The sequence below is a fragment of the Pedobacter sp. genome (assembly GCF_039594775.1).
Lineage (GTDB): Bacteria > Bacteroidota > Bacteroidia > Sphingobacteriales > Sphingobacteriaceae > Pedobacter.
On record NZ_JBCNMT010000001.1, the window covers coordinates 196,438 to 211,271 of the forward strand.

The following is a 14,834-nucleotide window of genomic DNA, read 5'->3' on the forward strand; positions in this document are numbered from 1 at the left end:
CTAACTAAAAACTACGTTGATTTTTTGTAAAAAATAGTACATTTGGCTTTATCGCTTATTACTGAATTGCATAGTCACTGATGAAGAAGATTTTTTTACTATTTGTTTTAGCGGCTTTTACGCTAAATGCCTTTTCACAAAACATTTTTAGCTTATTTGGCAAGGCCAATACTTTCTTTGACTTATTTGCTGCAGGCAAATTTGAAGAAGCTCACGGCTATTTTTCAGAAGAAGGAAAAACCAAAGTCACTGCAGAAAACCTAAAACAGTTTTGGACGGGCTTACAAAATAGACTTGGAAAAGTTAAAGCAATAGATGCTACAGGAAGTAAAAACCAAGGTGAGTTTTATGCCGTTACCGTAAGCGGTGAATTTGAACATGACACTCAGGACTTCGTATTAGTTTTTGACAAATCAGAAAAATTGGTGGGCATGCACTTGCCTCCAAAAGCGGTTACCTACAGATCGCCGGGTTATGCAGACTCTACTTTATACAAAGAAAAATCTACTTACATTCAAACTCCTGGACATCAGTTAGCAGCAATTATTACAGTACCGAAAGATGGCAACAGCTTCCCTGTAGTAGTATTGGTACATGGTTCGGGCCCCAATGATATGGACGAAACCATTGGACCAAACAAGCCATTTAAAGATATTGCAGCTGGTTTGGCCGCTAATGGTATTGCTTCGGTTCGTTATGTAAAAAGAACCTTACTTTACCCCGCTGAGTTTGGCAAAGCCTTCACCGTAAAAGAAGAAGTATTAGATGATGCTTTACAAGCGATTGCATTGGCGAAAACCATTGAAGGAGCTGACCTCAAAAATATTTATGTGCTTGGCCACAGTTTAGGCGGCATGCTAGCCCCTCGTATTGCTACGCTTGTGCCAGACCTTAAAGGTATTATTTTGGCCGCAGCGCCAGCTCGTAAACTTACTGATTTGATTATCGAGCAAAATAAGTATATGGTAGCACAAAGTAAGGATACATCTGCTGTGCTACAAAAATCACTTGCTGATGCCATTACCGAAATAGAAAAAACCAGATTGACCAAGCTGGAAAAAATGAAACCCGATTCTCTTTTGTTAGGCTTACCCGCTAGTTATTGGGTTGATTTAAATAATTATAACCAAGTTGAAACTGCCAAGAAATTAAAACAACGTATTTTTGTAATTCAGGGCGGTTATGATTTTCAGGTTACGGAAGCAGATTATAATTTGTGGAAAGAGGCCTTAACGGGCAATAACGTAACTTTTAAATTATATCCTGATTTTAACCATTTGTTTAGCCAGCAAGAAGAAAAAGGAGATGTTGTACAATACCAAAAACCAGCTAATGTAGAGCAAAGGGCTATTGAAGATTTATCGAATTGGATAAAAGGGCTTTAGCCTCTATTTCTTCGGTTTTATTTTTCGATATTTTGCTGACCAAAATTCAGCCGTCCTTTTCCCCAAAAGCCAATTAGCAACTTTACCTAAAGTTGTATAATTCTGATCAATCCAAGAGCCTGCAAAATGATGGATACAATACGTATTTGGCGTAATATTCATTTTTAAGGTCTTCCAGCTTTTAGGATAGAAATATTCGCTGGGATAAATAGTACAATAACCTTCTACTTTTTGATGAGTATTATTAGACAGTACGCCTTTCTCTTTAGACAAAAAGCTAGTAATCATCTCGGTAATAGGATTGACGTCTAAACTTCCATCTGTCTTATAAAAGCTTTTATGATCATAAAAAGAAAGCAAATCGCTAATCCATTTTCCATTTTTCACACTACCAATTACCCCTGCAGAAACCAATTGATCTTCAAATGCGGTGAAGGCAGTGTCGTCTAAAAAATAATCTGGTAAGGGCTTGATAAATTCTACATCCGTATCTAAATAAAGACCTCCAATTTCTTTGAGCACATATAAACGGCATACATCTGCCACAAAAGCAAATTTTCTAGCTTTGTAAGCATCAACAGCATATTGGTATCTATTGATATCAAAATTGTCCTCGTTCCAAAGCATAATTTCATACTCTGGCAAATATTTCCTCCAAGATTCAAGGCATTTAAGCGCCAGTTCTGGCATTTCTTCCCTTCCAAACCAACAATAGTGAATAATCTTAGGTATCATGAGCTTAATTTCCTGTTTATAGAGTTGTTTACTTAGCGTTTTTATTGCCGCGGTACTTTTCCGCCCAAGCATTTGCAATTCTTTTACCCAGCAAAAAATTAGCCAATTTGCCTACTAAACTTTGTTTGGTATGTAGCCAAGAACCCGCAAAGTGATGAATACAGTAAGTATTGTTTGTTTGCTTTATTTTTAAGGTCTTCCAGCTTTTAGGACAAAAATAATCGCTGGGATAAATAACACAATAATCTGCTATTTCCTGAAAAGTGTTGTTGATTTTAATCCCCTTTTTATCCCTCATAAAGGCAGTAATGATTTCTGTGTTAGGGTTCACATCCAAACTACCATCTTTCAAATAAAAGCTTCTATTTTCATAATGGGGCAACAGATCATTAATCCATTTTCCATTTTTTTCGCTTCCCATAATTGCAGAGGACAACAGCAGATTATCCTCAAAACCGGTAAAAGCTCTTTTGCCCAGGATATCTTCATCCAAGGGCCTCAGAAATTCAACATCAGTATCCATGTAGATTCCCCCCATTTCTTTCAGGGCATACAGCCTACATACATCCGACACGAAGGCAAACTTCCTTTCTTTGTAGGCCTCTGCCGAAAAACGGAAGCTATTCACATCGAAATTGTCCTCATTCCAAACCTTAATTTCAAAATCTGGAAGAAACTTTCTCCAAGATTCTAAACAGTTTAACGCAAGCTCGGGCATTTCGCCCCTGCCAAACCAGCAATAATGTATAATCTTGGGTATCATAAATTTACTTTTTGTTTCAATTTCCTAAAAATATCAGCCCTAGTTGTACTGTTAAATCGCATAAACAAAGTCACAACCAGCAAAATTACTCCTAAAACTAAACTGTTAATGATAAACATTGGCCAAGTATTAACCATAAGTAAGTTTAATTGCTTCCATCCATAACTAATACCAACCAATACCGAAAAACCGGCCAGACCCTTTATGATCTTAAAGAAAAAATACCATCTGCTTTCCTGCAAGCAATAGGCCGCATACAAAGGGGTAAAGGTTAAATGACTTATTACACCACTAATGAGCGCCCCAACGGGAATAGAATAGACTCCTAATGAACTGTATTTACAAAGGATAATGACCAGCACAAAGTTGAAAATGGAAATAAAAATGCCCCAAAAAGAAGCAGTCCTCAATTTATTGGTAATCACAAAAACATGATAAACCGTTTCTACAGTGCCATGTACAATAAAAGGCACTAAAGTAATAACCGATAAGATATGCAGGGCGTGAGCATCTTGCGTAGGAAGCCAAAGCTTAAAAAACACTTCCCCATACACGAAAAATACGGATAGTGGTAACAATACCACTAAAAAAATAGCTTTAAATGAAAGGTCTAATGTCTTTTTCAGCCTCCCCATATCATGATTAGCATAAGCCTTTAACATTTCAGGCAAAAATATGGGGACAATAATTCCTAAAAGGATATAAATGGCATTAGGAATAAATTTGGTAAGCGATAAAAACCCCATTCCAGACGCCCCAAAAAAGTGGTTGGCTATTAATAAATCTAATTGAGTATTAACCACATTTGCAAGCGCCATGATCGAATTCCAAATTCCGGAGCCTACAATGACGTATAATGCTCCTTTAGAGAAAAAAGACCATCCTATTTGTATTTCGGGAAGCAGCTTTTTAGTAAGCCGATAATTGGCAATCAACATATAAAATGCTGTTATCGCAGTAACCACGCCTAAAAAGTAAATTCTGGGGGTAAAAAAATAAAACAGCAATATAATTGCTCCTAACTTCAACACATTGGAAACAATATTGATGAAGGCCAGTTTATCAAATCGGTTCAAGGCAAAAGCCGTTACCTGAAAAACAGCCGAAGAAACGTTAATGACCAAACTCAGGAAAATAAAAATGAAAAGCAATCTTACATCATGAATAAGAGCGGTTGGAATATCCAATATCTTATCAATAAAAAGACAGAACAGTGCGCTCACTATAACAAAGCCTAATGAGATGAGAATATTTCCAAAAAGAACTGAATTAAAATAGACGTTTGCTTCCTTAATATCTTTCTTCTCCAAGCTGATGGTGATGTATCGACTCGACATTGAATTTAGCGCCGTAGTGATAATCCCAGCATACATCACAAAATTGTTCGATAATGGAAAGAAACCATAGGCTTCTTTACCCAAATGCTCCACAATATAAGGCGTTAAGAAAAACGAGATACCAACGCCCGAGAGTGCACTAAAAAAATTTGAAACTAGATTAATTACGAAACGTCTTTTATCCATACCCTAAAACAGCTTTGCTAAAGTACTCGTTTTATGTTTAAACTTTAGCTCGTTTTACAAGAAAATGTGTTTATTTTGTTAATGATTTTTGTTTAGTAGACCTCAACTTATACCCAATTGGAACCACTTGTATCCATCATTACCCCTTGTTATAATTCCGCCGATTTTATCGTTCCAACACTCCACTCGGTATTGGAACAAACTTACAAAAATTGGGAATTGATTGTGATTGACGATTGTTCGAAGGATAATACCTGCAAAATAATAGAAGGTTTTGTACAACAACATCACAATATTAAATTGATCAAACTATCGCAAAACGGCGGTGTTGCCAATGCCCGTAACGTTGGCCTGGAACATGCCAAAGGTAAATACGTAGCCTTTTTAGACAGTGATGATATTTGGTTAAAAGAAAAGCTAACAAAGCAAGTTACATACATGGAAGGTCAAAACCTACCCATGACTTTCTGCGCCTATAACAGAATTGATGAGGAAGGAAATATCATTTCTAGGAAGATAGAAGCCCCTAATAGCGTGAATTATAGACAATTATTATCTCACAACGTCATCATCTTTTCAACTTCTCTCACACTTAGAAGTGCCGTTGGCGATTTAAAATTCAAAAAAGCAGGGCATGAGGACTGGATATTCTGGTTAGACCTTTTCAAAAAAAATATTTCGGGATATGGTATCAATGAAGCGTTGGTTTTGTATCGAATTAGAAAAGGTTCCGTATCCGCAAACAAGTTAAAGGTAATTGGCTACACTTGGAAAATATTAAGGGAGAGCGAAAAGTTAGGGTTCTTTGAATCAGCCTATCATTTTATTAAGTACGCCTTTTCTACCGTTTGGAAAAGGTTGAAGTAGCGGTTGTAGTATTTAACTAGTCCCCAATTAGATTTATTTACTTACCTTTGATAGTATCAAAATGAAGCCTCCTTACAATTTATCCATCCCTTTAGTGACGGGAATGGAAGAATGGGAAGGTTATGGCTTAATTGAAAAATTGGGTGATAAAAAAACGACCAGCTATAAAAAATTATAATAGCCTTTCTTATTTAATTTGATATCCCAAATCCTTGCTATTTTTTCTATGGGTGTAATTCCAAAGCAAGCCTTTAATAGTCCACTTAGCTAATTCTGGCTGTTTGTTCAATAAAAATTTCAATACAGCTTTAGGACAAGCAATTAAAGTGAAATAAACAGAAAACAACAAAGTGTTTAACCAGCCTGTATTTTTTCTGATAAATAACATCCGGTTGCGGGTATTGAAATAGATTTTCAAAGGGCTTGCTTTACCAACACTGATAGATTCTTTGTGATAAACATAGGTTTTACCTGTAAACCAAATCTGCTTCTCGGCACGTTTAAACTTTTCGCACCAATCGAGCTCTTCGTAGTACAAGAAATAAGTTTCATCCATTAAGCCGGCCCTAAGTAAGTCCGCTCTGCGACAAATCACAGCTGCGCCATGACAAAACCCAGTTTGATAGGTTTGATCATTAAACTGCCCAATATTTTTTTCAAACTGTCCTATGTAAGCATTACGGGCAACCAGATAATTCATTGGCGTGAACCCTGCATATTGCACTAAATCCTTTTGGTCAAAATATAATAGCAATGGCGATAGTAAACCAATGTTTTCATTTGCCTCTAGTTCAGTGGTTAGTGTCTCAATGCATCCTTCTGGAATTTCAGTATCGTTATTCAACAGGAAAATGTAATCACCTTTGGCTTGTTTAATTCCAAGATTATTACCTCCTGCGAACCCCAAATTTTCCTCAGATTGAATGTAGGTAATATTTCCAAAATATGGCAGAAAAGCAGCTTCATTACTCTCATGAGCACCATTATCCACAACGATCACCTCTACTTCAGAGGGCATATACCATTTAGCTACAGATTTTAATAAATCTATCGTCACCTCAACTTGATGAAAATTAACAGTAATAATGGTGGTTAATGACATTGATTTTTCCTTCTTGATGTCATTCTGAGCACAATGAAGAATCTCTCAGATTCCTCCTAGCATCGGGATGACAGTTATGATGTTATTCTACAGTTTGAATTGCCTTATAAATCTCTTCGACGTTCTTTTCCCAAGTATGAGTCTTTGCAAATGCAATACGTTCATTAGCTAAAGTTTCTGAATTTTCCTCCAAAGCTTTTTCCGCTAGCGACACATATTTTTCCTTGGTTTCGGCAAGATAAACATAGTCTTCAAAAATACCTACCGCCTCGGTTCTGGTCGCAAGGGTTGGTTTGCCCATTGCCAAATACTCGTCTATTTTACGCGGATAATTTCCAATAGTCAAGGGGTTTAGAGCCTGAGGGTTTAGGCAAATATCAAAACCTTTAATATAAGCGGGCAAAGTCTCCGGCTTTTGAGGGCCAAGGAAATGTACGTTTTCCATTTCATGCAACTTGCTATTTTTAAAATCATCATCTTCTGGCCCCACTAAAACAATACGCCATTGGGGCCTTTGCTGCGCTAAGTGCAACAGAATACGCTCATCTAACCGAATAGACAATAAAGCACCTACATAACCTAAAATCGGCTTTGGAATATAAATAAGACTTTCTGGGACCTTAATGCTGTCATCATTTTTAAAAAGCTCGAAATCGCAGCCCTGACCAACGTAAAAAGAATTAGGGTTATACTGTTTACAATAATTAGCCAAATAAACCGAATTAGCTACACATAAATCACTTTTCTTAATCAGCTCCGGTTCTAAATACTTGCCATGTTTACCCCAATAAGGTGTAGCCAAGAGGTTATCGCGGGAGTAATAAATGCTGGTGTTAGGATTTAAAAGTTCTTTCAAATGATAGCTCCTAAACATATCACTATCGTTAAAAAGGATGAAATCTTTGAAAGATAGTCTTTGTATAGCTTTTTTAACAGACTTGGCAAACCTTTTATTGTTGATCTTATTAAAGAGCCGGAATAATCCCGTGGGCTTCATCCAATTAATAGATTCATTGATCACGTCAGGATAATACACCCAAAAGTTAGGTCCTATCTGCTCTAGTCCATCTTCTTCACCGTTGATTACACGCATGCGTTTTTTTACGCCCTCGGTATGGCCTTGCTGAAATTTTGTACGGCGATCTAAGGGGGCGTTAATATACAGCACTCGATTATGTTTGCTGAATTCTAAAGCTAAGTCTTTGCAGTTACTCCCAATTGGGGTATCCCAAGGTTGTTGCCCAACCACAATAAAGTCTCTGTTTTCAATTATTGCCATTTCACTACGAGTTATCACTGTTTGTTCTGCTATATGCACCTAATCCTCTGATAAATCCGAGGACTCCAAAAATGATAGCGGGAATAGCAAGTATTTCTAAAGGCATATCAATGAGATTCTTTTTCTACTGGTTTATGACTATGAGGCGTTACCATAAACGATTTTTTGGCTTTGCCGATACTGAAAAGTGCTATCACCATCCCTAGCATTGCTCTAGGTATTTGAAACAAGGCAATATATAAGCGTTTATCCGTATAAAATCTTTTAGGAATAGAAATCATCAAAGTAAGGCAGAGACTTAGGAACAAGCCTATCCAGAATAGGTATGTTGGCCCAAAAGGATTAAAAAATGCCTGTACCGACATGATGAAAAGAAACGCCAAAAGTAGCATTCTAGGCATCAAAAAAGTCTGTAAGCTTTTATTGAAAAATTCTAAATTACCTTTAAATAGTTGAGCGAAGCCTTCAAAAGCATACTTCTTTAAAAACTCTACCTGCGAAGCTATCCAACGGGTACGTTGTTTAGTAAATACCTTGGCATTTTCTATTTTCTCATCATACACATAAATATCATTCAAATAAGCCACCTCCACTCTGTCCTTGGCAATCATAAAATCCAACTGTTTATCTTCTCCCACGGTTTCACCAATATTGTTTAATAGATGTCTGAAGTATTCAAAATCAAAGGCCATTCCCGATCCAATAAGTGCAGCGGATAAACCTATTACAGCATGCCCTTTGCGAAAAATGTGATTGTTTACCTCTTCGTTACAAGCATCCAAAAATGCAAAGCTGCTATCCATGTTTTTAGCCACTCGATGTGCCTGCACCACTTTGTTGCCTCTTTCGAAAGCACCGTTAATATACCATAGGCATTCGTCGCTCATCACATTGTCTACATCCAATACCACAGCAATATCAAATCCGTCGTGCTCCAATTGGTTCATGGCAAATTGCATTGCTTTTCCTTTGGTACTCTTCTCAAAAAAAACTTCAATTACGCTTGCTCCGAGCTCTTTAAGTTGAGCAATGGTTTCTTGCTGCAGGCCATCGGCAATCACAACCACTTCAAAAGTTCCCTGATATTGATGCCTTAATGCCGTTTTAACACTTTCTATAATCACCACATTCTCTTGATAGGTAGGAAACAGTACCGCAATTTTCCGATAAGTGCTGGCATCTTTCTTTGATTTGGGTAAATTAAATAACCCAATCAACCCAAAAAAAGCCAGGTAACAGCAATTGAGCAGCAAGTAAATACCCAAAATCCAAAACAAAACATCTATCAGGCTATAAATCATCTCCATCGGCTTTTAATTTTTCCGCTTTTTCATCTAACCAAGGCGAAATAAACACAAATGACCACGACATAAACATAATTACCGAAGAAGGTAATCCATTCATTACTTCGTTGCCGTAGCTACAAATAAAGCAGCCCACCGTTCCCGAGGTCAAAGCAATCATTTTTGTCTTCAGTTTGGGGTCTTTTAAGTTCCAGACAATGCCACTACATTTGCCTATGATATACGAATTGATTCCAAACCATATGAGCAAGCCAACAATACCGTACATTACCCAAACTTTTACCCAATAACTATCAGGCTGTATGTTGGCAATGGGTTTATCTGCATTATAAGTGGTTCCGTTCATACCGCTCATGCCCAAACCTGCCCCAAAAGGTTCGTCTCTTAACAAGAATTTCAGTTTTTTTTGATTTTCTACCCTTACGTTAAAAGAAGCATCCTTAGGATCTAAGGCACTGCGCAAGCGCCTGACCTGAAAAATTTCATCTCCAATTTTGGTATATTTTAACACGCCCAAGCCACCAAGTGCAAATACACTTCCTACAATGAGCATTTTAAAATTTTTACTTAAAAAAAGTGCGTACGCTAGACCTGATACTAAGGCGAACAAAGCTCCACGGGTACCCGAAATCGCCATGCCATATAACATCACTAAAGCAATTGCGCCAAAAATCAATTTCTTTGTAATGGAGAATGGTCCCATGGCCAGCACCATGGCAATAACCGCCATGATGGCTTGTGATGCCCCAAATTGTCCTGCATCGGAATATATGGAAAAGGCCCTCAGTTTGCCTCCCAAAATATGGGTGACGTTGTTTCCGGCATCCAGCCATTGTCGCTCGCCACCAGTTAAACCAATATACAACTGTTTAACGCCGTATAAAGTAGCCAAGCAAGAAAAGAACAGAATAAAGGCAATGAAGCGATTCAAATCGGCCATTTGATTAAACAGCAGGAAAACGATTGGTGCAATGAGCAACCAGCTCAATGCGGTAAACCTTAGCTCGTTAAACCATCCTGTAAAGCTGCCTCCATAGGGATTAAGTACCTGCAACACACTTATGCCAAACCAAATGAGAGACAACAATACATGCTCATTTTTCAGGCTCTTCCAGTTAAATTTATTCATGTTCACCAAAAGACTGCCCCAAGTGAGCAATAAAATGGCATCCATGGCCAAACCCACGGGGATATCCAAAAAGGTTTTAACTACAAAACCCAATACAAAGCAGTACGCAAAATAAAAGATGAAAGCAATGCGTGGATTATTGAACGAAGCAATTACAAAAGTTCCTGCTGCAGCCAAAGCCAACACGGCCAAAGGGCCTAAAAAGCCATAGCGCTGGGTGGAGCCGGCAACCAGGATGGAAAGGCTCATGGCTACTAGAAAAAACAACAATTGCTGTTTATGATTGCCAATATGTATGTACAAATTTTTAAGCATCAACTTGCTTATTTTTGTTTCACACCATTAATCAACCAGCCAATAAATTTTTCGTCTTTATTTAACAGCTTAATCGACTCTTTATCTTTTTCGTTGATAGAATTTCCTGCCATAAAAGTGGCCAGATATTTCTCTGTAAACAAAATCCATTCTTTGATATCAGAAACACTATTTACCGCATCCAAATAAACGATAATCATATCAAATTCGTTTTTCAGGCTCTTAAAGATTTGAGAAATGCTTGGATTATCTTTATTCTCAAGCAGGGAAACTCCTCCTAGATCGCTATTCAAAAAGGTGATACGATTATTTTTCTGTAAGGTCAGGTTATCCAGTACGGTCTTTAAAGATTGATTGGTTGGGATATTCCATTTTTGTATCTCCGCGGCCATTTCGGCATCACCTATTAGCAGAATCTGCTTGTCCAATCTCGCAAAGGCATAAGCCAAACTTACTGCCGAGAAGATGGTGAATTTTTCGGGATGCAATCGGGTTAATCCTAAAATTTTCTGGTCATTGGCTAGGGCCTTACTGATTTCGAAACGGGCTTCTCTCAGCAAATTCTTATAGGTAGCGTGCTCCTTATCATAAGCAGCATTCTTCCAAATTTCATCAATATCGCGTTGCGAAGACTTGATATAGTTCAACTCGCCAATGACCCTACCTTTGGTTGCCGCAACCAATTGCTTTTTGTTATTGATGGAATTGTCGAGGATATGGATGATGAAAAGTACACAAAAGCAAATCACAAAACTCGCAATAGCGCTAAGCACCATGAATATAAGCTTTCTAGATGGCTCTGCCACCGTAGGTACACCTTCCTGCTCTAAGTGTAAACGTAAACCAATATTTTTATCCAAATTGGTTTGATTATAACGATTTAATAGGTCGAGATATTCTTTGGTAGCTACATCGGCATCACGTTCAAATTTCTGCACGCCAGCATCGAAAGGTACCATGGTAGAAAATTTGGTGTTAAGCTTCGTCAGTTCATCATCAATATCTTTGATACTTGCACGGGTTTTATCCAAATCAATCCCCAACGCTATACGACGTTGCACCAAAGTTTGTTTCGCAACCACTGGGTCAGCTACGTAATTGTCATTGGTTTTTACCAATTGCTGGTTCAATAACTGTTGTAACGAGTCTACTTTTTTCTTGTCGGCTGGCTTAAAACCACCATCAATATAATCGTTATTGGCAGCCTGCACTCTATTTCTTAAGGCAATTACGGCCTGGTTATCCGTAGATAGCTCAGCACCCAAATATCGATCTAAAGATGGATTGTTAAGCTTGGTATTCAGATTATTCAAGGCCGTTTGTAACGACTGCAAATCAATCAGGGCTTGAGACTTTTTATTCTCGTAATCAATAATTTGCTGATAAACAATCTGCGACTGCTTATCGAGGTTCAACACCTTATTCTTGATCTTGTAGTCCCTCAGCTGCTGAGTTTTCTCGTTCATCACTGCTTCTTTTTTCTGAAGAAGTGAATCGAGCACCACAATAGATTGATTTTTATTACTGATCAGGTCGAGACTATAATTATTGATAAAATCTCCAGAAAGCGTATTTACAACAAACACCGAAAGGAAGGTGTTTTCTGAAGTGTATTCTACCGTAATAAAATCACTATTGTCTTCATGGGTGATGGATAGCTTTTTGATAATGGAAGGCCCATCATATCCCATAGATTTTACCAGGTTATAAAATTTAACCTCGTAATTATCAAAAGGAGTAAGTACTTGCTTTTTTGCCAAGCGTTCTTCAAATCCCCTAATGGCTTCCTGTCTTTCCGCGTCGCTAAGTGCATTGATATCATCACTTTGCGTTTTAAAAGGTTGACGGGGATTTTTTAAATCGTGCAATATCAAACGATAAGATAGAATGCTCATATTTTTGGGCATTACCATAATATCCATGATATTGGTAAACTGCTGATTAATTTTAATTAAAAGATCGGGTCCAGAGTAATTAGGAACATCTGGAGCCACTTGACGAGAAGGATCTAGTAAACCAGTAGATAGTTTTGCTTGTGATTTATATTGTTTAGGAAGATTTTTAACAAATAGATAGGTTATAAAGAGTGTTATTGCCGGAATAGCGATAATCAGCTTTTTATATTTAGCAATAAGATTTAAAAACTCCTTAATATTCATACTCGCCTATTTCACTTCTTCCAATTTTTTCCCAATTAGCGCTTCTAATGAATTTTTTGCTTTTAGCATATTCAATTCAGCCTGTAATTTTTCTGAACTTGAAGTAGAAGTAAGTGCTTTAGCTTTGGTATATACATCCAATGACACTTCTCCTTTTTCAAATTTATAACGCAGCCCATCACTAGATGTTTTGTTATCAATATAAGCCTGGTTTTTTACTTTGAGGTCACTAAGCCATTGCAGATATTCATAATATCGCTGCTTAACTTCCGTTTCGAGTAAAATATCGTATTCTTTGGTTAAATAAGAGGCGGAGTTATACTCCTCCCTAGCTTGCTTCACCAATGAAGGTGTACGAAAGAACAACCCTAAATTTAGGTAAACACCAAACTGAAATCCATTAATAGAATAGGGATTGGTGGTATCTACAATGGCAGCATTATCTGGACGATAGAAATAAGATACGTTCATTGATTCCAAATAACCAGCTTTGGCCACACCTATTTTTGCCTTTGCACTTAATTCGCTAGCCCTATACATTTTCCTTTTAGGATAGTATTCTTTGGCCAAATCAACGTACTTCTGCAATAAAGGTGGATTAATTTGGCTAGCAATGTCATCTTGCGCCCTAACCTTTACGTTAATTGCGACAAAAAGCAATAGGATAAAAAGCCTTTTTAGTGTCATAGGTGGTATTTTTATACCTTTTCCTTTTGAAAGAGAACAGGTACGGTCATTAAAATTATTTTCAAATCTAACCAAACCGAAAATTTTTTGTTATAAAAATTATCCAACTTTTTCCGTTCTCGATCAGACATATCACTTTTTCCTCGCTTAATAATTTGCCAAAGTCCAGTAATTCCAGCAGGCCCCAAAAAGCGCATCGACCATTCATTAGTAGTCAATTGTTCAGCTTCGTATAAAGGTAAAGGTCTATTTCCAACAATCGACATATCTCCTTTCACCACATTAAATAGCTGAGGAAGCTCGTCGATACTCGAATTTCTCAAAAAATTCCCCAATTTGGTTACCCTTGGATCGTCCTTCATCTTAAAAAATGCCGAATCGCCATATTGGTTTGCCGTAGTTGCTTTTAATGCTTCCACTTCCTTATCTGCGTTGGCTCTCATCGACCTAAATTTATAAAAGTCAAATATCTTATACCCAGTCCCCACTCTTTTACTGGTGTAAAAAACAGGTCCTTTTGAATCTAATTTAATGAGAATAGCAATGAGAACAAAAAATGGACTTAGCAGTACTAAGGCAGTAACAGAAATGGTCAAATCTAAAAATCGCTTTAGGAAAGGAGTTTTGTATTGCTGCAAAGGTTCCTCCGGCAAATCTTTAAGTTGCTCGTTAAGTATTTTATATGCCGACAAAAATTGTAGACGCAACTTTACATCAGCAAATGAAATATCTGGCGAATAACAATCACTAATTCTGGCCTCAAATGCTTCTGTAGTAATGGCTTGGTCTTTTTGCGTAAGCAAGAAAATAACGGTTAAATTTCTGCTCAACCAATTTTTCCTTAATGAAGCAACCAATGCAAATGCCTCATCAGCAGAGGATGGCTGTACTTCGACTAGAATATTTACATCAAGCTCATACACGGTAAGTTTACTCACCATTTCGTATAAATGGCTAAAGCTATTCGCTTTTTTTACCGTGCTATTTACATTGTCAAAAGTTGAGATGATATCCGAGTCATACTTGTTGGCAACATAAATGATATTAACCCTAGATTGCGGCATGCCAAATGAGCTGGTTTCTTGCATTTCGATGTCTAGTTTAACAGGTTTTGGATACTTTCTTTTAACTTGGTTGGATTAAAGGGTTTAGGCATAAGCAAATTAAAGTTATAAGGCAGTTTCTCAGCCAAATCTTCCAATGAATAGGCTGCCGAAAGTAGTATGATGGGAATATCTCGATAATACCCGCTTGTTTTTAAGCTTCGTACAAAATCAAGTCCATCTACATAGGGCATTTCCAAATCGGAGATAATGAGGTCCGGCATATGGCCTTCGTCCATCCAGCTAATTGCCTCCAATCCATTGTTATGTATCACTAACTCATAATCTTTCTTCAAAATAAATTCCAAAAGCTTGAGTACGGTAATTTCGTCATCAACCAGCAAAATCAGCTTTTTATCTCGAGGTGCTTTCCAATTTGGAGACGGCATATTCAGGACAATTTTTCTATTGTGTTTTAGAACGAACTAAGCTATTAATAAAAACTCAATTATCACTCCTTTTTGTGATAATTTAGGTATTCAA

Annotated in this window: 13 protein-coding genes; 2 read left to right on the forward strand and 11 right to left on the reverse strand. The window is 37.3% G+C overall.

Going from position 1 to position 14,834, the window contains the following annotated elements; genetic code table 11:
* Positions 1-80: 80 nt before the first annotated feature.
* Complete coding sequence (locus ABDV71_RS00825; protein WP_343530496.1) at positions 81-1,385, forward strand: DUF3887 domain-containing protein; 1,305 nt, start codon at positions 81-83, stop codon at positions 1,383-1,385.
* Between the two features lie 3 nt (positions 1,386-1,388).
* Here ABDV71_RS00825 and ABDV71_RS00830 read toward each other — a convergent pair whose 3' ends face one another.
* Genes ABDV71_RS00830 through ABDV71_RS00840 form a run of 3 tightly spaced genes read right to left on the reverse strand, consistent with a single transcriptional unit; the run spans position 1,389 to position 4,406 of the window.
* Positions 1,389-2,120, reverse strand: a complete 732-nt coding sequence (locus ABDV71_RS00830; protein ID WP_343530497.1) for a glycosyltransferase — start codon at positions 2,118-2,120, stop codon at positions 1,389-1,391.
* Positions 2,121-2,148: 28 nt separating this feature from the next.
* The gene (locus tag ABDV71_RS00835) at positions 2,149-2,883 is read right to left on the reverse strand and encodes a glycosyltransferase (protein ID WP_343530498.1); all 735 of its coding nucleotides are present in this window, start codon (positions 2,881-2,883) and stop codon (positions 2,149-2,151) included.
* The gene (locus ABDV71_RS00840; RefSeq protein ID WP_343530499.1) at positions 2,880-4,406 is read right to left on the reverse strand and encodes an oligosaccharide flippase family protein; all 1,527 of its coding nucleotides are present in this window, start codon (positions 4,404-4,406) and stop codon (positions 2,880-2,882) included. The genes ABDV71_RS00835 and ABDV71_RS00840 overlap by 4 nt, the downstream gene beginning before the upstream one ends.
* Positions 4,407-4,523: 117 nt before the next feature.
* Between ABDV71_RS00840 and ABDV71_RS00845 the strand changes: the two genes are divergently transcribed.
* Positions 4,524-5,273: a glycosyltransferase family 2 protein gene (locus ABDV71_RS00845; protein ID WP_343530500.1), complete on the forward strand. Its 750-nt coding sequence runs from the start codon at positions 4,524-4,526 to the stop codon at positions 5,271-5,273.
* A gap of 187 nt (positions 5,274-5,460) precedes the next feature.
* Here ABDV71_RS00845 and ABDV71_RS00850 read toward each other — a convergent pair whose 3' ends face one another.
* The 8 genes from ABDV71_RS00850 to ABDV71_RS00885 all read right to left on the reverse strand — a co-directional run bounded on the left by ABDV71_RS00850 (position 5,461) and on the right by ABDV71_RS00885 (position 14,740).
* A complete protein-coding gene (locus ABDV71_RS00850) occupies positions 5,461-6,375 on the reverse strand; it encodes a glycosyltransferase family 2 protein (protein WP_343530501.1) in 915 nt (304 codons plus the stop codon).
* Between the two features lie 82 nt (positions 6,376-6,457).
* Positions 6,458-7,654: a glycosyltransferase gene (locus ABDV71_RS00855; RefSeq protein WP_343530502.1), complete on the reverse strand. Its 1,197-nt coding sequence runs from the start codon at positions 7,652-7,654 to the stop codon at positions 6,458-6,460.
* 107 nt (positions 7,655-7,761) lie between these two features.
* Positions 7,762-8,955 carry a glycosyltransferase family 2 protein gene (locus tag ABDV71_RS00860; RefSeq protein ID WP_343530503.1) on the reverse strand — a complete coding sequence of 398 codons (1,194 nt, stop codon included), beginning with the start codon at positions 8,953-8,955 and terminating at the stop codon, positions 7,762-7,764.
* A complete protein-coding gene (locus ABDV71_RS00865; RefSeq protein ID WP_343530504.1) occupies positions 8,945-10,402 on the reverse strand; it encodes an O-antigen ligase family protein in 1,458 nt (485 codons plus the stop codon). The genes ABDV71_RS00860 and ABDV71_RS00865 overlap by 11 nt, the downstream gene beginning before the upstream one ends.
* Before the next feature lie 8 nt (positions 10,403-10,410).
* Entirely contained in the window at positions 10,411-12,561 is a 2,151-nt protein-coding gene (locus ABDV71_RS00870) for a lipopolysaccharide biosynthesis protein (RefSeq protein WP_343530505.1), read from the reverse strand.
* A 6-nt stretch (positions 12,562-12,567) separates the two neighbouring features.
* Positions 12,568-13,248, reverse strand: a complete 681-nt coding sequence (locus ABDV71_RS00875; RefSeq protein ID WP_343530506.1) for a TolC family protein — start codon at positions 13,246-13,248, stop codon at positions 12,568-12,570.
* 11 nt (positions 13,249-13,259) lie between these two features.
* Positions 13,260-14,336 carry a sugar transferase gene (locus ABDV71_RS00880; RefSeq protein ID WP_343530507.1) on the reverse strand — a complete coding sequence of 359 codons (1,077 nt, stop codon included), beginning with the start codon at positions 14,334-14,336 and terminating at the stop codon, positions 13,260-13,262.
* A gap of 8 nt (positions 14,337-14,344) precedes the next feature.
* Positions 14,345-14,740: a response regulator gene (locus ABDV71_RS00885; protein WP_343530508.1), complete on the reverse strand. Its 396-nt coding sequence runs from the start codon at positions 14,738-14,740 to the stop codon at positions 14,345-14,347.
* Positions 14,741-14,834 lie beyond the last annotated feature (94 nt).

Coding starts and splice junctions, on each gene's coding strand:
- ABDV71_RS00825 (WP_343530496.1), top strand. CDS start 81: ATGAAGAAGATTTTTTTACTATTTGTTTTAGCGGCTTTTACGCTAAAT.
- ABDV71_RS00830 (WP_343530497.1), bottom strand. CDS start 2,120: ATGATACCTAAGATTATTCACTATTGTTGGTTTGGAAGGGAAGAAATG.
- ABDV71_RS00835 (WP_343530498.1), bottom strand. CDS start 2,883: ATGATACCCAAGATTATACATTATTGCTGGTTTGGCAGGGGCGAAATG.
- ABDV71_RS00840 (WP_343530499.1), bottom strand. CDS start 4,406: ATGGATAAAAGACGTTTCGTAATTAATCTAGTTTCAAATTTTTTTAGT.
- ABDV71_RS00850 (WP_343530501.1), bottom strand. CDS start 6,375: ATGTCATTAACCACCATTATTACTGTTAATTTTCATCAAGTTGAGGTG.
- ABDV71_RS00855 (WP_343530502.1), bottom strand. CDS start 7,654: ATGGCAATAATTGAAAACAGAGACTTTATTGTGGTTGGGCAACAACCT.
- ABDV71_RS00860 (WP_343530503.1), bottom strand. CDS start 8,955: ATGATTTATAGCCTGATAGATGTTTTGTTTTGGATTTTGGGTATTTAC.
- ABDV71_RS00865 (WP_343530504.1), bottom strand. CDS start 10,402: ATGCTTAAAAATTTGTACATACATATTGGCAATCATAAACAGCAATTG.
- ABDV71_RS00870 (WP_343530505.1), bottom strand. CDS start 12,561: ATGAATATTAAGGAGTTTTTAAATCTTATTGCTAAATATAAAAAGCTG.
- ABDV71_RS00875 (WP_343530506.1), bottom strand. CDS start 13,248: ATGACACTAAAAAGGCTTTTTATCCTATTGCTTTTTGTCGCAATTAAC.
- ABDV71_RS00880 (WP_343530507.1), bottom strand. CDS start 14,336: ATGCAAGAAACCAGCTCATTTGGCATGCCGCAATCTAGGGTTAATATC.
- ABDV71_RS00885 (WP_343530508.1), bottom strand. CDS start 14,740: ATGCCGTCTCCAAATTGGAAAGCACCTCGAGATAAAAAGCTGATTTTG.